At 67.9% G+C, this 20,671-nt stretch carries 13 protein-coding genes, 1 pseudogene and 1 riboswitch; of the genes and pseudogenes, 5 read left to right on the forward strand and 9 right to left on the reverse strand.

All coding sequences use genetic code 11. From position 1 onward, the window contains the following. Positions 1-97: 97 nt before the first annotated feature. Positions 98-2,551: a hypothetical protein gene (locus DEH84_RS17055; protein ID WP_159099026.1), complete on the reverse strand. Its 2,454-nt coding sequence runs from the start codon at positions 2,549-2,551 to the stop codon at positions 98-100. A gap of 371 nt (positions 2,552-2,922) precedes the next feature. Between DEH84_RS17055 and DEH84_RS17060 the strand changes: the two genes are divergently transcribed. From DEH84_RS17060 to DEH84_RS17070, 3 genes and pseudogenes are all read left to right on the forward strand, one after another. Next, a complete protein-coding gene (locus tag DEH84_RS17060; RefSeq protein WP_109038058.1) occupies positions 2,923-5,217 on the forward strand; it encodes an NADP-dependent malic enzyme in 2,295 nt (764 codons plus the stop codon). Positions 5,218-5,549: 332 nt separating this feature from the next. Further along, the gene (locus DEH84_RS17065) at positions 5,550-5,939 is read left to right on the forward strand and encodes a guanyl-specific ribonuclease (RefSeq protein WP_109038474.1); all 390 of its coding nucleotides are present in this window, start codon (positions 5,550-5,552) and stop codon (positions 5,937-5,939) included. Between the two features lie 104 nt (positions 5,940-6,043). Beyond that, a pseudogene (locus tag DEH84_RS17070) lies at positions 6,044-6,430 on the forward strand (barstar family protein); the annotation flags it as partial. A gap of 239 nt (positions 6,431-6,669) precedes the next feature. Here the strand turns inward: DEH84_RS17070 and DEH84_RS17075 are convergent. Both DEH84_RS17075 and DEH84_RS17080 read right to left on the reverse strand, forming a co-directional pair. Next, a complete protein-coding gene (locus DEH84_RS17075) occupies positions 6,670-7,641 on the reverse strand; it encodes a complex I NDUFA9 subunit family protein (RefSeq protein ID WP_109038060.1) in 972 nt (323 codons plus the stop codon). Between the two features lie 19 nt (positions 7,642-7,660). Continuing rightward, a complete protein-coding gene (locus DEH84_RS17080; RefSeq protein ID WP_245932630.1) occupies positions 7,661-10,006 on the reverse strand; it encodes a lytic transglycosylase domain-containing protein in 2,346 nt (781 codons plus the stop codon). Positions 10,007-10,023: 17 nt separating this feature from the next. On the opposite strand from DEH84_RS17080, the gene DEH84_RS17085 reads away from it, so the two are divergent. Beyond that, the gene (locus DEH84_RS17085; RefSeq protein ID WP_159099027.1) at positions 10,024-10,611 is read left to right on the forward strand and encodes a 5-formyltetrahydrofolate cyclo-ligase; all 588 of its coding nucleotides are present in this window, start codon (positions 10,024-10,026) and stop codon (positions 10,609-10,611) included. Between the two features lie 100 nt (positions 10,612-10,711). Here the strand turns inward: DEH84_RS17085 and DEH84_RS17090 are convergent, their stop codons facing one another. The 6 genes from DEH84_RS17090 to DEH84_RS17115 form a co-directional block, all read right to left on the reverse strand. After that, positions 10,712-11,401, reverse strand: a complete 690-nt coding sequence (locus DEH84_RS17090) for a PEP-CTERM sorting domain-containing protein (RefSeq protein WP_159099028.1) — start codon at positions 11,399-11,401, stop codon at positions 10,712-10,714. Positions 11,402-11,645: 244 nt separating this feature from the next. Then, positions 11,646-12,284 carry an OmpW/AlkL family protein gene (locus tag DEH84_RS17095; RefSeq protein WP_109038064.1) on the reverse strand — a complete coding sequence of 213 codons (639 nt, stop codon included), beginning with the start codon at positions 12,282-12,284 and terminating at the stop codon, positions 11,646-11,648. Positions 12,285-12,497: 213 nt separating this feature from the next. Beyond that, the gene (gene metF, locus DEH84_RS17100) at positions 12,498-13,361 is read right to left on the reverse strand and encodes a methylenetetrahydrofolate reductase [NAD(P)H] (protein WP_109038065.1); all 864 of its coding nucleotides are present in this window, start codon (positions 13,359-13,361) and stop codon (positions 12,498-12,500) included. 4 nt (positions 13,362-13,365) lie between these two features. Next, entirely contained in the window at positions 13,366-14,139 is a 774-nt protein-coding gene (locus DEH84_RS17105) for a TlyA family RNA methyltransferase (RefSeq protein WP_109038066.1), read from the reverse strand. A 129-nt stretch (positions 14,140-14,268) separates the two neighbouring features. Beyond that, on the reverse strand, positions 14,269-15,705 hold the full coding sequence (gene ahcY, locus DEH84_RS17110) for an adenosylhomocysteinase (RefSeq protein ID WP_109038067.1): 1,437 nt from the start codon (positions 15,703-15,705) through the stop codon (positions 14,269-14,271). Positions 15,706-15,791: 86 nt separating this feature from the next. After that, a riboswitch (S-adenosyl-L-homocysteine riboswitch) is annotated at positions 15,792-15,884 on the reverse strand. 35 nt (positions 15,885-15,919) lie between these two features. Beyond that, the gene (locus DEH84_RS17115) at positions 15,920-16,987 is read right to left on the reverse strand and encodes a GGDEF domain-containing protein (RefSeq protein ID WP_109038068.1); all 1,068 of its coding nucleotides are present in this window, start codon (positions 16,985-16,987) and stop codon (positions 15,920-15,922) included. Positions 16,988-17,227: 240 nt separating this feature from the next. Between DEH84_RS17115 and DEH84_RS17120 the strand changes: the two genes are divergently transcribed. After that, positions 17,228-20,614, forward strand: coding sequence for a PAS domain S-box protein (locus DEH84_RS17120; RefSeq protein WP_109038069.1), 3,387 nt, complete (start codon positions 17,228-17,230; stop codon positions 20,612-20,614). Positions 20,615-20,671: the final 57 nt, after the last annotated feature.

Genomic DNA, 20,671 nt, shown 5'->3' on the forward strand with positions numbered 1-20,671 from the left:
GCCTGTCGCCTCAGGTATGCCACATCGCCCTGCCGCGCAAGCCAGAAAAAAAGGCCCCCGTCGCCGGGGGCCCACACGCTTCACTCAATCCGAACGATCAGAAGCGCTCGTAGCTGTTGTCGGCGTAGACCAGCAGGCTCTTGTCGACGTCGTAGCGACCCACCTGGCTGCTGCCCTTCACCAGGTCGATCAGCTTGTCGCCGGGCTTGACCGTGAAGGTCACCCCCGAGGCCGTGGCGAATGTCAGCGTCGTGTTGTCAGAGTTGAGCTCATCGACCGTGCCATTCAGGCTGATCTTCGTGCTGCCGTTCTCGCTGTATGTGCCCGCCAGCGTCAGCGTGCGCTTGCCGGTGGCCGCGTCATAGTCTTCCTGCGTGGCCGTGAGGTTCAGCGTCAGGGCGTTGGTGCTGGCGGTCAACAGCGTGCCGTTGAGCGTCACCGACCAACCGTTGCCCTGATTGAGCTGCAGGTACTCCGGCATGATGGCGCTCAAGGTGCCATCGAACAGCTTGGCGCCAGTCTTATCCTTGACCACGCCCTGGAAGGAAGCCGCCGTCGGCACGGCACGGCCAATCGCATCCGGAATGAAGCTGCTCGCGTTCAGGGTACCGGTCAGCGTGGCACCGTCCTCGGCCACGCCTTCCACGATCAACTTGGCACTGGCCTTCGCCATGTCGACCAGGGCCGACGACACCGCGTAGACGTCACCCGGCGTGGCGGTCTTGGCGATGACTTCCGAGCCGGGCTTGAGGGCCAGCGTGGACAGGCTGGTCGTACCGTTCATCACCTTGAATTCGGCCGTGGTGGCGAGCTTGGTGAGGTCCGTGCCGGACACCGACGACGCGAAGTTGACGGTGATCTCCTGGTGCGTGCCGCGCGAGAAGAAGCCGACGCCCGGCTCGACGTTCAGCCCGGCCGCCATGGTGCCCGTGATGCCGAACGCCGAGCACGAGGTGATCAGGCCGCCGCTGCGCTGGCAGGTGCGCGTGGCCGTGGCCGTCGAGAACTCCTTGGTGCCATCATTATCCGTTCCAAGGATCTTCAGAGGCCGCGCATCGGATTCCAGGCCTGCCATAAAGCCCGCCCCGCCCATCGTGCCGAACTGACGAATCAAGCGGCTTTGCACGGCCACGCTGTCGCCCGTGTCGCTCAGCGTGAATTTCATGTGATGCTGGAATGCCACCTTGTTGTTCGAAAGGCCGACGCCGTCGGGCAGTGGCAACGACGCATCCACCACGGCATACGTGGCGCGGCAGACCAGGAAGCGCGAGGGCAGCGTGGCCGCCGTGTTGAACGTGTTGTCAGTCGTGAAGCGACAGATGACCGGGGTGGTGCCGACTTCGCTGGCCAGGTCTGTGACCAAGCTGAACAGGTTGAAGCGCCCCTGCCCGTCCTTCGTGATGTTGGAGAAGACCGCAGGATCCTGTCCCTTGTCCAACACGTTCGTGGCAGCCAGCGAGGTGACGATCTGGGTCCACGAGCTGCGGTCCAGCGGAGCCACCAGGTTGTCGAACGCATTGCCCACCGCCCTCAGACGCGCGGCAATGCCGTTGTCGGTCTTGTCGCCCAGCGTGGTGCCCGTCGTGCGCAGCGAGCCGATGAGCGCCTTGGCGTCACGGATGTAGCCCGCGACGTCGGTGGACACGCTGCCCGGCTCGAGGGTGGTCTGCGATGTCACCGGTGGCACGGTGCCGGTGTAGCCCACCTGCGCGATGATGCCCGTACGAGCGCTGTCCAGTTCGTCCGCTACGCCCAGACCGTCGCCCGGCGTGGCATCCTCGGTGCCCAGGGCAGCCAGCCTCTCGACCACGCACTTCACCGCATCTGCCTGGTCGACCGGCGCGGCGGTCGCCGCCGTTGCACGGCCCGGCACACTGAGCTGGGAAGTGGGGGCGCTACAACCCAGCCCGCCGCGCTCGGCGAGCTTGGAAACGGCCGCCAGCGCCACGGCGGCGGCGTTCAGCGGCGCCTTGGTGACCGCGTCAAACTCCGGCTTTTCCTTCAGCACGTCCGTGCCGCCGACGAACAGCACGACCTGCGCGTTGGCAGCCGCCACGGTGTCGACCTTCAGGCCACCGGCATTCTTCTCGGCAATCGCCACAGCCATTTCGGAGAACGGCGTGACCTGCACGCTCGCGGTGCCACCGGCTTCGGGCACGGCGGCCGCGCGCATCGTGAACCCGGCCACCGGAGTGATCACGGCGCCCGTCGCCTCATCGTCCATGCGGGTCTGGTCGTCGGCCACCACTTCGATGACCACAACCTGCCCTGCGGGCAGCCCGCGCAGTTCATAGAGACCGGCATTGTCCGTGCGGTCGGTGGCCAGTGCCTTCGACCGATCGACGGTGCCGTCCGCCTTGACGGCATAGGCCGACACCACCGCATTGCGCATCAACCCCTTCGACGCCACACCCGACACACTGGCCGTGCTGGTCGACGGCGGGGTGGAGCTGCTCCCACCGCCACCACCGCATGCCGCCAGGGTCGCCACCACCGCCACGCCTACCGCTGTCTTCGCCCATGTCCAGGGCTGCTTACGCCAAGTCGTCAACGCCATCTCCTTGAAGGCCGGTTTGAAACAACTGCAGCAGCGGCTTCGCCAGGAAACCAAATGTCACTGCAGTCACAAAGGACATTCTGTGTGAATTAACGTGAACCTGGAATGTCAGTTAGCTGGGGTTTCCCGGCTTGTTCATCGGCCAGATGGCCAATCGCCCTGAGAGAGAGGGCGCCAACGTGACAAGCTCACGGTGAGCCGGCGTACCAGCTGCCATCTCTCCGCTGCCTGAGAGGCGCCGCCGGTGCGCAAAGCGCACTTCCCTCACCCATGCGGGCATCCACATCCCCCTGCGCCAGGGAAACTTCCTAAAATCCCTCCTCCGGCGACCGCTTTCGGCCGTCACCACGGAGCAAGTCCCCTCTATGACCACACCTGAGCAGAAACGAGCCGAACTCAAAAAGTCCGCGCTCGAGTACCACGAGCTGCCGACACCCGGCAAGCTCGCGATCAGCGCCACCAAACAGCTCACCAACCAGCGTGATCTGGCCCTGGCCTACTCGCCTGGCGTTGCCGCGCCTTGCGAAGAGATCGTCGAGAACCCCGCGAACGCGTTCAAGTACACCAGCCGCGGCAACCTCGTGGCGGTCATCACCAACGGGACCGCCGTGCTGGGTCTGGGCGACATCGGCCCGCTGGCCGCCAAGCCGGTGATGGAAGGCAAGGCCGTCCTCTTCAAGAAGTTCGCCGACATCGACGTCTTCGACATCGAGATCAACGAAAAGGACCCGGACAAGCTCGTCGAGGTGATCGCTGCGCTCGAACCCACGTTCGGCGGCATCAACCTGGAAGACATCAAGGCGCCCGACTGCTTCTACGTCGAGCGCAAGCTCCGTGAGCGGATGAACATCCCCGTCTTCCACGATGACCAGCATGGCACCGCCATCGTCGTGGGCGCGGCCCTGCTCAACGGCCTGAAGGTCGTCGGCAAGGACATCAAGAAGGTCAAGCTCGTGACCTCGGGCGCGGGCGCCGCAGCCCTCGCCTGCCTGCAGTTGCTCGTCAAGCTCGGCCTGCCGCGCGAAAACATCTGGGTGACCGACCTGGCCGGCGTCGTGTACGAGGGGCGCACAGAACTGATGGACCCGGACAAGGCCCAGTTCGCCCAGAAGACCGAACAGCGCAAGCTTTCCGAGGTCATTGCCGACGCCGACATCTTCCTCGGCCTGTCCGCCGGTGGCGTGCTCAAGGCCGACATGGTCGCGCGCATGGCCGACAGCCCCATCATCTTCGCGCTGGCCAACCCCACGCCGGAAATCCTGCCCGAAGAGGTCAAGGCCGTCCGCGACGACGCCATCATGGCCACGGGCCGTTCGGATTTCCCGAACCAGGTCAACAACGTCCTGTGCTTCCCGTACATCTTCCGCGGCGCGCTGGATTCCGGCGCGACCACCATCACCGATGAGATGGAAATCGCCGCGGTGCACGCCATCGCCGAGCTGGCTCAGGCCGAGCAGAGCGACGTCGTGGCCGCCGCCTACGTGGGCGCCACGCTGAGCTTCGGCCCCGAATACCTGATTCCGAAGCCGTTCGACCCGCGCCTGATGATGAAGATCGCGCCGGCCGTGGCCAAGGCCGCCGAGGAATCCGGCGTCGCCACCCGTCCGGTCAAGGACTTCGTGGCCTACGGCGAGAAGCTGCAGAGCTTTGTCTACGCCTCGGGCACCACGATGAAGCCGATCTTCAGCGTGGCCAAGCGCGCCAAGGCCAAGCGCATTGCCTACGCCGAGGGCGAAGAGGAACGTGTGCTGCGCGCCGCCCAGATCGTCGTGGACGAAGGCCTCGCCCGTCCGATCCTGGTGGGCCGCCCCGCCGTGCTCGAACAGCGCTGCGAGCGCTTCGGCCTGCGCCTGAAGGCCGGTGTCGACTACGACGTGGTCAGCACCGAATACGACCCGCGCCACCGCGAGTACTGGCAGTCGTATCACCGCCTGACCGAGCGCAAGGGCGTCACGGCCCAGATGGCGAAGATCGAGATGCGCCGCCGCCTGACGCTGATCGGCTCGATGCTGGTGCACAAGGGCGACGCCGATGGCCTGATCTGCGGCACCTGGGGCCAGACCTCGATGCACCTGAACTACATCGACCAGGTCATCGGCAAGCGCCAGGGTGTGAAGACCTACGCCGCCATGACCGGCCTGATCCTGCCGGGACGCACCGTCAACATCCTCGACACGCACATCAACTACGACCCGACGGCCGAGCAGATCGCCGAGATCACCATCATGGCCGCCGAGGAGATGATGCGTTTCGGCCAGCGCCCGAAGGCCGCGCTGCTGTCGCACTCGAACTTCGGCTCGAGCAACCAGCCTTCGGCCGTGAAGATGCGCGAGGCCCTGGGGCTGATCCAGCAGCAGGCTCCGTGGCTGGAGATCGACGGCGAGATGCACGGCGACACCGCGCTCGACGCCGCCTACCGCGCCGAGCTGATGCCGCACAGCACCCTGACCGGCGAGGCCAACCTGCTGGTGTGCCCGAACATCGACGCCGCCAACATCGCCTACAACCTGCTGAAGGTGGCGGCGGGCAACGGCATCGCGCTGGGCCCCGTGCTGCTGGGTGCGGCCAAGCCGGTGTGCATCCTGACGCCCTCGGCCACCGTGCGCCGCATCGTCAACATGACGGCCATGACCGTGGCCGACGCCAACGCGGTGCGCTGAAAGGCGCATGCCCGCCCCCCGGAAACGGGGCGGCGGGCTTATAGCACACCCGCTCCAGCGGGATCAAAAGGCCCCGTCTGCCCCTTTTTGAGGCACCGGGGCCTTGAGCTTTTGGGCCGATTTCTATAGCATCTCGTCTTTGTCGAAGTGCTGCATTGCTGACCGATCAAGGCTGGAAACACAGCAACATGGTGCCCTCCAAGCTGACCCGGGATCCGTCGCCAAGTGGTCGCGGTTTGCTTACCCAGCCCGCTTCCCTGACCCGACCGGGGCGCCTGAACGGCCACCACAAGCTGGCCGGTTGCGTCGCCCGCGTGGCCCTGTCCCTGTTGATGGGAGCCAGCCTGAGTCTGGGCCTCGTGCCCGATTCGGCGCAGGCTCGTCGCAGTACCCCGCAAGACACCGAGCTGTCCAGCCCGTCCGGTCTGGCGGTTGCGCCCCTGTCCTCCCTGCCGCGTCAGGCCCAGGACGTTTACGGACGCATCCACCAGGGCGGCCCGTTCCGCTACGACAAGGACGGCACGGTGTTCTTCAACCGCGAGCGTGCCCTGCCCCGGCAGCCACGCGGCTTTTACCGTGAGTACACCGTGCCCACGCCGGGCTCGCGCGACCGGGGGGCCCGGCGCATTGTTTGTGGCGGGCATGAGCTTCGTCAACCTGAAACTTGTTTCTACACCGAGGATCACTACCAGAGCTTCCTGACCATTGATCCGCGGCGCTGACCGGTCATCCCGGTCGACCCCATCTTCGTTCTTTCTTCATACCTTCTCATCGGCCCACCGGGGCGCAGGCGCTCAGCGTCTTCCGCTTCGTGGCCCCAGCGATCATGTTGTTGCAATCCGTTCGAACCAACATCGTTCAATCCATCCGCGCCTACCGCCCGGAAGACTTGCAACAGGCGGCCAACGCGGCTGGCCAGCATTTCCTGTACACCAACCTGAGCGGCGCTCAGAGCAAGCAGGACGTGCTGGACATCATCGCCCGTGACTTCCTCTTCCCGGACCACTTCGGCAAGAACCTGGACGCGCTGTACGACTGCATCACCGACACCGTGCACAAGTCAGGCCCCCAGCCGGGCTTTGTCGTGGTGCTGGAACTGATCCCCGATGGCGCCCGTTACGACCGCGAAAGCCGCGAACAGCTGCTCGACGCCTTCCGAGACGCCGCTGATTTCTGGGGCGAGCGCAAGGTGCCGTTCCGCGTCTTCTACTCGATCGCCGTGTCGGGCAAGGAATCGGCCGGCAACTGGGACAAGGCCGACGTGGCCCAGAACGACCCGAACGCCAAGCCGGTGAAGATTTCGAAGAACGCGCCGCAACCGATGATCATGAACCTGCCGCCCATGAGCAGCGTGTTCGACACGGCCCAGTTGCTGGCTGCCGCCTGAGTTCGACCGCCTCGCGTTGACCAACGCCGCCTCCGGGCGGCGTTGCCGCTTCTGCAGGCTGTGCCTCAGCCGCGCCGCGCCAGCGAGCGCCACAGGTCCATCTGCCGCGCCATGGCCCCGGCTTCGCCCAGGTAGCCCGGGCCGACGGCATCGAGCGCATGCGGCGTGACGCCCAGCTCGGCCAGACCCGGCAGGCGCCCGCTCGCCACATTGGGCACCTTCATCGAGTCGAGGTTGTCGGTGGACATCAGCGGCTCGCCCGGCAGCAGGCCCATCATCGTGGCCTGCATGCGCCCCGCAAAGTCGGGAATGGGCAGCACCGGGCGCGCATGCCCGCTCCATCGGCCCGCGCGCTGCACCAGCTCGGCCAGCGTCAGCACCTGCGGGCCGGCCGCCTCGTAGACGCCGGTCTGCCCGCCCTCCAGCAGCTTCACCAACGCGGCGGCCACGTCCTCGACCCACACGGGCTGGAAGCGCGCCTGGCTGCCCGCCAGCGGCATGGCGGGAAACAGGCGCTGCAGGGCCGCGAACAGGTTCAGGAAGCGGTCCTGCGCCCCGAAGATCACGCTGGGCCGCAGGATGCCGACGCTCAGGCCGCTCGCCGCTGCCTGACGCAGCACGCCCTCGCCTTCGGCCTTGCTGCGCAGGTAGTTCGACGGCGCCTGAGCCGGGTCGTCCGGCACGCCGAGCGCGCTGACGTGCACGAGGCGCCGCACACCGGTCTTGAGGCAGGCGCCCACCAGCCGCTGGACCAGATCGACATGGGCCGCGCGGAAGGCCTGCGGCGTACCGTGGAGGATGGCCACCAGATTGACCACGGCATCGCACCCGGCCAGCAGGCGCACCAGGGTGGCCTCGTCGTGCACGTTGGCGTCCACCACGTCGACATGGGGCAGCGGAAACAGGTGCTTGCCGCGTTCACGCCGGCGGCTGGGCACCAGCACGCGCGCGCCGGCCAGGGCCGGGCTGTGGGGGATGTGCTCGCACAGGGCCCGGCCCACGAAGCCGGTGCCGCCCAGGATGAGGATGCGTTGCATGTCGGGTCTCCGGGTGGTTTCAGGGCAGGTCGGTGGCGCTGGGCGGTGCGGTGCCGGCACGCGGGCCGACGCTGGCGCCCAGGCGCTCACGCAGGGACAGGGGCTTGCCGTGCAGCAGGTGGGCATAGACCACCGCGTTGGACAACACCTTCTTGACGTAATCGCGGGTTTCGGTGAACGGGATGTTCTCGACCCAGGCCGCGGCCTCGGTGCGTGGCCCTTCGCGCCAGCGCCGCGGACGGCCCGGGCCGGCGTTGTAGGCCGCGGCGGCCAGCGCCTGCATGCCCTGGAAGTCGTCCAGCACCAGCTTGAGGTAGCCCGCGCCGATGCGCAGATTGGTCTGCCTGTCGGTGAGCAGGTCGGGCTGGTAGGCGATGTCGAGCTTGCGCGCTGTCCAGGCGGCGGTGGCGGGCATCACCTGCATCAGCCCCGATGCCCCGACGTGCGAGCGGGCGGCCACCAGAAAGCGTGACTCCTGCCGGATCAGCCCCAGCATGTAGGCGGGGTCCAGGCCCACATCACGGGCCGCCGAGAGGATGTCCTGCCGGAAGGGCGTGGGATAGCGTTGGGCCAGGCTCACTTCGTTGCGGGTGCGTTCGCTGCCGTTGATGCAGCGGTCCCAGATCTCGCGCTGGCAGGCGAGTTCGGCCATGGTCAGGATGTCACGGTCGGCCATGCCACCGGGCTTGCCCCAGGTGAGGGTGTAGTTCCATTCGCGCACGGCCTCGCCACGCCAGCCGAGATCGAACAGGCGCAGCGCGCGGTCGGTGCCGGGCACGGCACGCGCCTGGGCCAGCTCCACCTCGGTGAACGGCGCCGGGGTGGCGGGGGCGCGCGCCGGGGTGCCGTGCAGCTCTTCGGCCGCCAGCTGACCGTAAAAGGTCAGCGGGTGCGCCACGCGCTGCAGCTGCGCGCGGGCCCGCTCGCGCAGCTCCTTGCGGGCCGGCTCGGCCGAGGCCTGTGCCGCCCGGGCCTGCAGCGCCTTGGCACGCCAGTAGGCCCACGCCGGGTCGGCCTGCTGTTCGGGCGCCATGGCATCCAGGGCCTGCTCGAGCTGGGCCCACGCCGCAGGCTGGCCCGCCGAGGCCGCACGCAGGGCAGCCCGGGCCATCCATGCCAGCGTCTCGGCCGACCAGCTCACGGGGATGCGTCCACCTGTCCCGAGGGCCAGGCCGCGGTCGGTCAGCGCGCGCTGGAAGTACGCCGGGGCCTCCGGGTTCAGGCGCCAGGCGGCCGAACGCCCGAGTTGCGCCCATGCCCAGCCGGCTTCTTCGGGTTGCCAGTGCCAGCGCTGTCGGAGCGTGTTGTCCTGGATGGCGGCCGCCGCGGCCGTCGTGTCGGTGCCGGCCCAGCGGATGAAGGCCAGCAGGTTGAGCTGGGCTTCGATCGGCTCGGGCAAGGCCAGGGGAATGGGCTGAGGTGCAGGCCGGTTGCGGGCCCGCGCCTTCGACACCGGCGCCTTGCGTGCAGGCGTGCCGGGAGCCCCCATGACGGCACCCGGCGCCTCGCTGCCTCGCGCGGCGGTTCCGCCTGCTGCGGCCGCAGTCGGCATCAGCAGGGCGGCCGGCTGACCGATCACCCGCGCCACCGCCTGCGCCAGCGGCTCACCCAGCAGGCGGGCACTCTGCTGCACCGTCTTGAACTTGTCGGCCTCGAGCGCCAGGCGCAGTTTCACCCACACGTCCGCCTGGGTCAGCACGCCGGCGGCCAGCAGCGTCTGGGCCATGGCATCGCAGCCCTGATCCGGGTCTTTCTGCGTCCACCAGGCCTGGCGGGCCTGCTCCCGCAGGTCGCCGCCCTCCAGCGGGATACCCAGCTGCTGGCGCGCCAGCAAGCCGAGGCAGAGCACCTCGCGGTCGTCGTTCATGCGGAAAGTGGGCTGGATGCGCACGAAGGTCGACCAGTCCCGCCGCCGCCCCAGCTCCAGCAACCAGTCATTGCGAGCGCGGTCGGCCACGTAGGCGTCCGGCCAGCGCGCCAGGAAGGCGTCGACCTCGACCGGGGTGATCTCGGACTGGCGCAGCAGGTACAGCCAGTAGTCGGCCCAGGGCGCCAGTGGATGGGCGGTGGCGATCAGGCCGTCACGGGCGCTGGTCAGCCGCTGGCGATCCCGCAGGCGCCAGGCTTCGCGCGCCTCGAGGATGAGGGTGTCGTTGACCGCGGCCGTCTGCGCGCCCGCAAACGTGGGCGTCACCGCGGCCAGCCCGCCGAGGGCCGCGGGGGCAGTCAGCCCCCCCAGCGCGGTCAGCACGCCGGCCGTGGCCGCGGCCCATGCCAGGCGGGCCGCAGCCAACCAGCCGCCATGCCGGGCAGAGGGAAGCGGGATGCGCCGCGCGCGGGACGGATACTGTCGGGACGTGCTCAATTGATGGACCTTGTTGGATGACCTTGACCGCTGCCCCCGATGCCGATGCCCGCACCCTGCTGCGCCGCCGCCTGCTGGCGGCGCGGCGCGACTGGGCCACCACCCCGGCCGCCGAAACGGCACAACAGGCCCTGGCCGATCGGCTGCAGGCCGTGCTGGCGCAACTCGAGCCTCAGACCCTGGGTCTGTACTGGCCGGTCAAGGGAGAATTTAACCCAAGGGATGTCGCCTTGTCGGCCCTGTCCACATGGCACTGCGGCCTCGCCCTGCCCTTTGCGCAACGCGATCCGGTGGTCATGACGTATCGCCCCTGGACCGGTGGGGAGCCGGACGGCGTGGATGAATGCGGCCTGCCGAGCCCTGCCACGACGAAGACCGTGGAACCGGACGTGGTGCTGGTGCCCTGCCTGGGCTTCACGGCCGCCGGGTTCCGCCTGGGCTACGGGGGCGGATACTTCGACCGCTACCTGGCTGCGCACCCCGGTGTGACGGCCATTGGCCTCGCATGGGACGAAGGCCAGCTGGCAGACACCGACCTGATGCCGGCCCCGCACGACATCCCGCTGCTGGCGGTGTTGACCCCGTCCGGGGTCTGGGGCGGCTGAACGGGGCTGCGCTGACCGCGCATGCCGGCACGGCGGAAAGCGAGACAAAACAAAGGCGCCCCGCGAGGGGGCGCCTGATTCAAGCGGAGCGCGGTGCAGCTCAGCGGGTGCGGCGTCGCGTGGCCACGGCCACGCCCAGCAGGCCCACGCCCATCAGGGCGTACGTCGAGGGCTCCGGCACCGCCGGGGTCGGGCCCGTCACATCGGCCGCGAACGTGCCGAAGTTGATGCTCTTGGCGGTGTTCACATAGAAGGCCAGCGTGGGCAGACCGAAGGCCGACAGCATGGCCGTGGCCGCGCCATCCGTCAGGAACAGCTGGCCGGTGCTCAGGTAGCCCGTGCCCAGCGCGGCATTGAAGTTTTCGGAGACAGAGGCCGAGGCCGAGGTGAGCAGCTGCCCGGTGTACTTGACGCTGCCATCCAGCGCCAGCGTGCCGGAGAGCGACTTGCTCGCCTGGCTGTAGCTGATGTTGGTGATGCTCAGCACCGAGGTCTTGTAGTTCAGGTTGAAGCCCGAACTGGCGCTGGTGTTGCCCAGAAAGTCCGCCGCCGAGGGGCTGCTGAGGGAAACGGCCGTGAACGCCTCGCTCAGCTTGTTCGAGCTGGCATCGTACGTGGCGTCGCCGACCGACGAGAAGGTCGCGCCGGTCAGCAGTTGCGTGATGTCGGAGCTGAGGGTCAGAACGGCCTGGGTGGGCGCCGTGAAGGCCGCCGCATGAACGGCTGCGCCGGCCGTCAGGGCCGCCACCGCCACGCCCGCTTGCGCGAGCCGGGTCAGGGTGCTGTGCATGTGTATCACCTTAGATTGCAGTTGTTGGTTGGCACTGCCACAAGGCAGTTGAAACCATGCTGCAGCGGGCGCACGCCCCACCCCATATCGTTGACCCTTAAACACCCCCCAAGCGTGGGGCAGCATCCGGGCGCCTTGGGCCAGGATTGCTCGCGCTTTCGCCCCTGCGTTCCTGACGCACACAAAAAAGCCCCCTTGCGGGGGCCGTTTCAAGCGGCGCACCGGCCGGGCCGGTGCAGCGCCATCAGAAGCGGTAGCCGAGGCCGATGCCGAAGACGATCGGGTCAACCTTCACGGTGGCGGCCTTGCCAGCAACCGGGTGGGTCACATCGGCGCGGATATCGATCTTCTTAAAGTCCACGTTAAGCGCGAGTTCCTTGGTGATCGGGAAGTCAGCACCGATCTGGAAGGCCGTCCCCCAGCTGCTCTCTTCCAGCTTGAGAGCGTTGCCGTCCGGGTAAGTCAGCTTCACTGCCGAGAAGCGCGTGTAGTTCACGCCCGCGCCGATGTAGGGGCGCACGGTGGGATGGTCAGGCGCGAAGTGGTATTGCAGCGTGAGCGTAGGAGGCAAGTGGCGCAGGGTGCCGAGCTTCGCATCACCTGCGTAAACAGTGTGCTTCTGCGGCGAAGTGGCGATCAGTTCCAATGCAAGATTGTTGGTGACGAAGTAAGAAGCGTCCACTTCCCAGATGTACTTCGAGTTCACCTTGATGGCGTTGTCCGGGACGATGGGGCCGGTGCTTTCGTTGGCCGGCTCCAGGTACAGCGCGCGGGCACGCACCACGATGTCACCGGCAGCGGCTTGCGAGACGGCGGGGGTCAGGGCGGCGCAGGCCAGGGCAACTGCGGCGATCAGGCTCGAGCGGGTGAAGATGGTGCTCATGGTCGTTCCTTCTTGTTCAGTGGCTTGTGGATCGCCGGAGGGCTTTCCATGACATCATTGCAGCAAGCGGAACGTCGCCCGGACTTGTGCTGCATCAAGTCGCCACCCGGGCCGGGGCCGCGCGAGGGGCAGCGCCCCGGGTGCTTTGCGTCAGATCAGACATCGGTGATGCGTCCGCGCAACGCCGGGCGACACACCGCCCGGCAGCAGCACTCACGCGGAGGGCGTGAGGCCCAGGCGCTCGCAGATGGCCTTGACCGGGCCGGCCTGGTTCATCGTGTAGAAGTGCAGCCCCGGCACGCCCGCACAGCGCAGCTGGTCGCACAGGTCCGTCACCACATCGAGGCCGAAGGCCTGGATCGAGGCCTTGTCGTCGCCGAAGCCTTCGAGCCGGCTGCGGATCCAGCGCGGGATCTCGGCGCCGCACGCGTCCGAGAACCGCAGCAACTGGCTGCTGTTGGTGATCGGCATGATGCCGGGGATCACCGGGATGTCGGCGCCCAGCGCGGCCGCCTCGTCCACGAAGCGGAAGTAGGCGTCGCTGTTGTAGAAGTACTGGGTGAGCGCGGCGTTGGCCCCAGCCTTCACCTTCGTGACGTAGGCATTCAGGTCGGCCTGCGGGTTGCGGGCCTGCGGGTGCATCTCGGGGTAGGCGGCCACTTCGATGTGGAAGTGGTCGCCCGTCTCGGCGCGGATGAAGGCCACCAGGTCGGACGCATAGCGGAACTCACCGAAGCCGCCGTAGCCGCTGGGCAGGTCGCCTCGCAACGCCACGATGCGGCGGATGCCTTCGGCCTTGAACTGCTGCAGCTGGGCGCGCACGCCGTCCTTGCTGGCGCCGATGCACGAGAAGTGCGGCGCGGCATCGAAGCCCTCACGCAGGATGGCGCACACCGTCTGCAGCGTGCCGTCCTGGGTGGAGCCGCCGGCACCATACGTCACCGAGCAGTAAGTGGGTTTCAGTGGATAGAGCTGCTGGCGCACGGCGGCCAGCTTGTCCACGCCCTCGGGGGTCTTGGGCGGGAAGAACTCCATGCTGATGGGCAGCGCAGGCTGCGAACGCGTCAGGGTCGTCATGGACTCACTCTTGGTCGGGCACGGGCGATTGCGCCCAGATGAAGAACTCGAGGTTGCCGTCGCCGCCTGCGATCGGGCTGGCAAAGCCCTTGTGGACCTTCCAGCCCAGGTCGGTGCAGGCACGGCGCACCATGTCGCGGGCGCGGGCGTGCTGAGCCGGGTCCTTGACCACGCCACCCTTGCCGACGTGCTCCTTGCCGACCTCGAACTGCGGCTTGATGAGCATGACGACCTGACCGCCCGGCTTCAGCCAGGGGCCGAGGTGCGGCACGATCTTGGAGAGCGCGATGAAGGACAGGTCGGCCACGATCAGGTCGAAGCCGTCGGTCGGGGCGTGTTCGCGCAGCGGGCTGGCGTCCAGCTCGCGGGCGTTGACGTTCTCCAGGCAGGCCACGCGGTCGTCGGCCTTGAGCTTGTCGTGGAGTTGGCCGTGGCCCACTTCCACCCCCACCACGCGGGCGGCGCCTTGCGTCAGCAGCACGTCGGTGAAGCCGCCCGTGCTCTGGCCCACGTCCAGGCAGGTCATGCCCGCCACGTTCAGGCCGATGTGCGCCAGGGCGCCTTCGAGCTTGAGGCCGGCGCGGGACACCCAGCGCAGCTCGTCGTCGTTGGTCACGCGCAGCTGCGCGTCCTCGGGCAGGTCTTCGCCCGCCTTGCGCAGCGTGGTCCAGCCTTTGGGGCCGAGCCACTGCGCCGCGCTGGCGTCGATCAGCCGATGGGCCGCCGAGCGGGTGGGCACGAGCCCTTGTTGAACGAGAAGCTGGTCAGCGCGTGGCATGAATTTCCTTGTGATGGATCGAGGCACTCACGCGGCGCACCGCGATCAAGCAAACCACCGCGGATCTGGCTTGGCCAGTCCGCTGGTGGTTGCCCCCTTGAGGGGGCGGCCGAAGGCCGTAGGGGGTGGTCAATACCGATACGTATCGGGCTTGTAAGGGCCCTGCTTCGGCACGCCGATGTAGGCGGCCTGCTCGTCGGTCAGCTCGGTCAGCTGCGCATTGAGCGTGACCAGCTGCAGGCGGGCGACCTTCTCGTCGAGGTGCTTGGGCAGCACGTAGACCTTGCCCACGTCGTAGGCGTCCTGGTGCGCGTACAGCTCGATCTGGGCGATCGTCTGGTTCGCAAAGCTCGACGACATCACGTAGCTCGGGTGGCCGGTGGCGCAGCCCAGGTTCACCAGGCGGCCCTTGGCCAGCATGATGATGCGCTTGCCATCGGGGAAGATGACGTGGTCGACCTGCGGCTTGATCTCTTCCCACTTGCACTTGGCTTCGGCCTCGGCCACATCGATCTCGTTGTCGAAGTGACCGATGTTGCACACGATGGCGTTTTCCTTCATCGCTTCCATGTGCTTGTAGGTGATCACGCTCTTGTTGCCGGTGGCGGTCACGAAGATGTCGGCCTTGTCGGCGGCGTAGTCCATCGTGACGACGCGGTAGCCTTCCATGGCGGCCTGCAGCGCGTTGATCGGGTCGATCTCGGTCACCCACACCTGGGCGCTGAGCGCGCGCAGGGCCTGGGCCGAGCCCTTGCCCACGTCACCGTAGCCGGCGACCACGGCGATCTTGCCGGCGATCATCACGTCGGTGGCGCGCTTGATGCCGTCGACCAGCGACTCACGGCAGCCGTAGAGGTTGTCGAACTTCGACTTGGTCACCGAGTCGTTCACGTTGATGGCACGGAACATCAGCGTGCCCTTGGCGCTCATCTCGTTGAGGCGGTGCACGCCGGTCGTGGTCTCTTCGGTCACGCCGATGATCTCGGCGCCCTTGCGGCTGTACCAGGTGCTGTCGACGGCCAGCTTGGCCTTGATCGCAGCGAACAGCACGCGCTCTTCCTCGCTGCCGGGGTTGGCCAGCACGCTCTGGTCCTTCTCGGCGGCCTTGCCCAGGTGCATCAGCATGGTGGCGTCGCCACCGTCATCCAGGATCATGTTCGGGCCTTCGCCCGGCGTGCCCTTGGCGCCGAATTCGAAGATGCGGTGCGTGTAATCCCAGTAGTCTTCCAGCGTCTCGCCCTTGTAGGCGAACACGGGCGTGCCGGCGGCCACCAAGGCGGCGGCGGCGTGGTCCTGGGTCGAGAAGATGTTGCACGACGCCCAGCGCACTTCGGCGCCCAGGGCCTGCAGGGTTTCGACCAGCACGCCGGTCTGGATGGTCATGTGCAGCGAGCCGGTGATGCGCGCGCCCTTGAGCGGCTGCGTGGCGGCGTATTCCTTGCGGATGGCCATCAGCGCGGGCATCTCGTGCTCGGCGATGGTCAGCTCCTTGCGACCCCAGTCGGCCAGCGACAGGTCGGCGACCACGTACTGGTCGGAAGGCAGGGGTTTGAGAACAGCGTTCATGGTCAGGGCTCCGAAAGGATCAGAAGCCGCCGTGCGCTGCCGGGGGTCGGAAAGGCAAATAGATGCAACTCACCCAGCGGGACACATGCGGGTGAGCGCCGTTGCAAGAGGTCTTGTCTTTCGAGCCTGGGGCCTGCGCCGACCGGAGGGTCAGGGGCCTTGCAACGCTCCTCGAAAGCGGACGTGAGTATAAATCGTCCGGGGCGGCCTGTGTTCAGGTTTCGGGCGACGACGCGAGGACGACGCGATTGCGGCCGGCCTGTTTGCCCGCATAGAGCGCACGGTCTGCGCGGGCCAGGGCCTGGTCGAAGGCGTCACCGGCCACCAGCACGCTGACCCCCACCGTCATGGCCAGGGTCAGGGGGCGGCCGTCGGCGCCCGCCACGCGCAACTGCTGGACGCCGGCCCGCAGGCGCTCGGCCACCGCCATCGCCTCCGGCACCTCGGTGCCGGGCAGCAGGATCAGGAACTCCTCGCCGCCCCAGCGGGCCACATGGTCGACCTGGCGCACCCCGGCGCGCAGCACCTCGGCCACGGCCTTGAGGGCGTCGTCACCGGTCTCATGGCCATGGGTGTCGTTGATCGCCTTGAAGTGATCGACATCGCCCAGCAGCACCGCCAGCTGCCCCGCGCCGCGGGCCACCCGCGCGGCCTCGCGTTGGGCGGCCTCCATCGCGGCCCGCCGGTTGCGCAACTGCGTGAGCGGGTCGGTGCGCGCCAGATCCTGCAGGCGGGCGTGGGCCAGGGTCACCAGCCGGTAGTAGATGGTGGCCAGCAGGGCCAGGATGACGAGGGTGCAGGTGAGGTTGAAGTAGTACAGGACGTCGACCACCGTCTGGGACGCGGTCATGTAGGGCGCCGCCCCGCGCCAGCGCCAGTCCATCAGCAGATAGAGCAGCCCGGTGAGCACCACCAGCACCGTCTTCCCGGCGGGCGCCAGCATCGAGTTCACGATGAGCACCGGGATGATGAGGATGATGTAGAAGTGAAAGCCGCTGTCCCAGCCGATGGCCTGCACCGCCAGCACGCCGTGGGCGATGATTTCCAGCGCCATCAACCCCATCGACAGGCGGACGTGCCCGTTGCGCAGCAGCAGGCCGGTCAGCACGTACAGCAGGACGCTGGCGATGTTGACCAGCGCCAGCGATCGCACCCCGGTGAAATGGAAGACCAGGATCAGGCAGAAATGGGTGATCCCCGCCACGATGGCCACGGCCCCCATGAGTTCGCGGAAGACATCCAGCGACGAACCAGGGTGAAAGAGGGTGAGAAGGCGGCGCAAGGCAGGGGGCTGGGTTTCAGCGCGGGTAAGCGGACTCGATCGTCCTGTGTATCGGCATTTGGCGATGCGGGCTTGAGCCGTGTGACGAACCCGTGGCGATCGTGACAAAACCGGCGCAAATACGGCTGCGGCTCGAGCATAACGACACGTCGGCCACCCGACAATAACGCCGGGAGCCGACGCAAGGCACGCGAACGGGGCTCCCCCGCCCCCACCCTCCTCTGGTCCATACCCCTCTGGATGACTTGCCCCGCCCCGCTGCCCCCCGATGAAGCCCACCGTCTGGCGCGCTTGAAGGCGCTGGCGGTGCTCGATACCGCACCCGAACCGGTGTTCGACGCGCTGACCCGGCTGGCCAGCCAGGTGTGCGGCGTGCCGATCGCGCTGGTGTCGCTGATCGATGCCGAGCGGCAGTGGTTCAAGTCGGCCACGGGCCTGGAGGGGGTGAGCGAGACGCCGCGCGATGTCGCCTTCTGTGCGCATGCCATCCTCGGAAGCGACGTGCTGGAGGTGAACGACGCCCGGCAGGACCCGCGGTTCGAACGCAACCCGCTGGTGTGCGACGACCCGCACATCCGCTTCTACGCCGGCGCACCGATTGCGCTCGACGACGGCACCCGCATCGGCACGCTGTGCGTGATCGACCGCGAGCCCCGTGAACTGAACGCCCACCAGCGCGCCATGCTGCGCGAACTGGCCGATGCCGCGGCCGCGGCGCTGGCGATGCGCGGGCAGGCGATCGAGCAGACGCTGCAGGCCAAGAGCCGCTACGAAGACGAACTGCGCGAGCGGGAGCACCGTTACCGCATGCTGGTGGAGGACCAGTCGGAGCTCATCTCGCTGATGGACCCGGACGGCACGCTGCGCTTCGTCAACGGGGCCTATGCCCGCTTCCTGGGGGTCGAGGCGGAGGCGCTCGTGGGTCGCTCCATCTACGACCTGATCGCACCAGAGGACTGTTCAGGGGTCCGCCAGCACCTGGCGGCGCTGTGCGAGCAGGGCGAGGTCTGGGATGGCGAGAACCGCATGCAGGGCCATGATGGCCGACTGCACTGGTTCGGCTGGACGAACCGAGTTCGCCGCGACGCCGAGGGCCGCGTGCTGTGCATCCACTCCGTGGGACGAGACGTCACGGCCTACCGCGCGGCCGCCGAGGCACTGCGCCAGAGCGAAGCGCGCCTGCGCACGCTGTACGAGCGGACACCGGCGATGCTGTGCTCGATGGACGCGGCCAACCGGATCCTCACGGTCAGCGACACCTGGCTGGACAAGATGGGCTACGCCCGTGACGAAGTGGTGGGCCGCCCGGTCGATGCGCTGATGGCGCCGGGCATGGCACCCACCCGGGCCCACGCCCGTGCCGAACTCGAGCGTCACGGGCGGTGCCTGGACATGCCCTACCGCCTGCTCCGCAAGGACGGCTCCGTGCTGGAAACGCTGATGTCGGCCATCCTGGAGCGGGACGACCACGACCAGCATGTCCGCACGGTCACCATCCTGGAAGACGTGACGCGCCGGCGCGCCGTCGAGGCCGAGCTGAAGGCCCACCAGGAGCGCCTGCGCGTGGCCACGCAGGCCAACGGCATCGGCATCTGGGAATTCGACATCGCGGCCGACCGCCTGATGTGGAGCGACGAGATGTTCGGCATCTTCGGCTGCCCGCGGGAGACCTTCTCCGGCAAGCTGGACGACTGGCGGCGTTGCATTCACCCGGATGACCGCGCCCATTCGGCGCAGGTGTTTGCCGAGGCGCTGGCCGGCCGGCGTACGCTGGATTACGACTTCCGCGTGCAGCATCCCGACGGCACCATGCGTTCGGTCTACGCGCGCGCCACCATCTTCCGCGACGACCACGGTCAGGCGGTGCGCGTGGTGGGCACGAACTACGACATCACCGAGCGCAAGCGCATGGAGCGCGAACTGGCCGAGAAGCACGAGCTGCTGCGGGTGACGCTGCTCTCCATCGGCGACGCCGTGATCACCACCGATGCACAAGGCCGTGTGCAGTGGCTGAACCCCGTGGCCGAACGCATGACGGCCTGGAGCACCGAGGCCGCGCGCGGCCTGCCCCTGGCCGAGGTCTTCCAGATCGTGGACGAGCACAGCCGCCTGCCCGCGCCCTGCCCGGTCACGCGCTGCCTGTCCGACCACCACGCGATTCCGCTGTGCCGCCATACGCAACTGCTCTCGCGCAACGGCAGCGAGTACGGCATCGAGGAATCGGCCGCGCCCATCCGCGATGACCAGGGCACCGTGCTGGGCGTGGTGCTCGTGTTCCACGATGTGACCGAGCAGCGCCGCATGGGCCGCGAGATGCGCTTTCGCGCGACGCACGACGAGCTGACGGGGCTCATCAACCGGGGCGAGTTCGAACGGCGCCTGACGCACACGCTGGAGAAGGCCCACGCCGACCGCACGCACCACGCGATGATGTACATCGACCTGGACCAGTTCAAGCTCGTCAACGATGCGTGCGGCCACGCCATGGGCGACCAGCTGCTGTGCCAGGTCACCACGCTGCTGCAGGGTTGCGTGCGGTCGCGCGACACGCTCGCGCGCCTGGGCGGCGACGAGTTCGGCGTGATCCTCGAGCACTGCACGGTCGAGCAGGCACAGCGTGTGGCCCAGCAGATCTGCGACGCGATGGAGGACTTCCGCTTCACGCACGAAGGTCGGCGCTTCCGCATCGGCACCAGCATCGGTCTCGTGCCGGTGGATGCGCGCTGGGCCAACGCCTCACTGGTGCTGCAGGCGGCGGACACCGCCTGCTACGCCGCCAAGGAGGCCGGCCGCAACCGCGTGCACGCCTGGTACGACACCGACCAGATGCTCAAGGCCCGCCAGGGCGAGATGCAATGGGCCAGCCGGCTGGAGCAGGCCATCGACGAAGACCGCTTCGTGCTGTACGCGCAGCGCATCGCCCCGCTGGGCCAACACGCCGCGCACGAAGGGCTGCACGCCGAGTTGCTGATCCGCCTGCGCGACGACGACGGCAAGCTCATCCCGCCCGGCGCCTTCCTGCCCGCCGCGGAGCGCTTCCACATGGCCTCCCGCATCGACCGCTGGGTGCTGCGCCACGCCTTCCGCGTGCTCGAGGCCCACGAAGGCGACCTGGGTCACGTGGCCACGCTGACCGTCAACCTCTCGGGCCAGTCCATCGGCGACAAGGCCTTCCACCGCTTCGTCGCCGAACTGGTGTCCCGCACCCGCATCGACGTGCGCAAGCTCTGCCTGGAAATCACCGAGACCGCGGCCATCACCAACCTGGCCGACGCGACCGTCTTCATCGACGAGATGCGCCGCCTGGGCGTGCGCATCGCGCTGGACGACTTCGGTGCGGGCTCCTCGTCCTTCGGCTACCTCAAGAGCCTGGCGGTGGACTACCTCAAGATCGACGGCCAGTTCATCAAGACCCTGACCAGCAACGCGCTCGACCACGCCGCCGTGCGCTGCTTCCGCGACGTGGCCCAGGTGCTGGGCATCCGCACCATTGCCGAGTTCGTCGAGGACGAGGCGACGGTGACCGAACTGCGCCGCATCGGGGTGGACTACGCGCAGGGCTACCTCGTGCACCGGCCAGAGCCGCTGGAAACCGCCCTCGGCCTGCACGCCCCGCAGACAGCCTGATCCCCCGCAGGTCAACCGAAGCTGCGACAATCGCAGGTTCGATTCCCTGCCGAGCCT

Source organism: Aquabacterium olei, from assembly GCF_003100395.1.
GTDB classification, from domain to species: Bacteria; Pseudomonadota; Gammaproteobacteria; order Burkholderiales; family Burkholderiaceae_C; genus Aquabacterium; species Aquabacterium olei.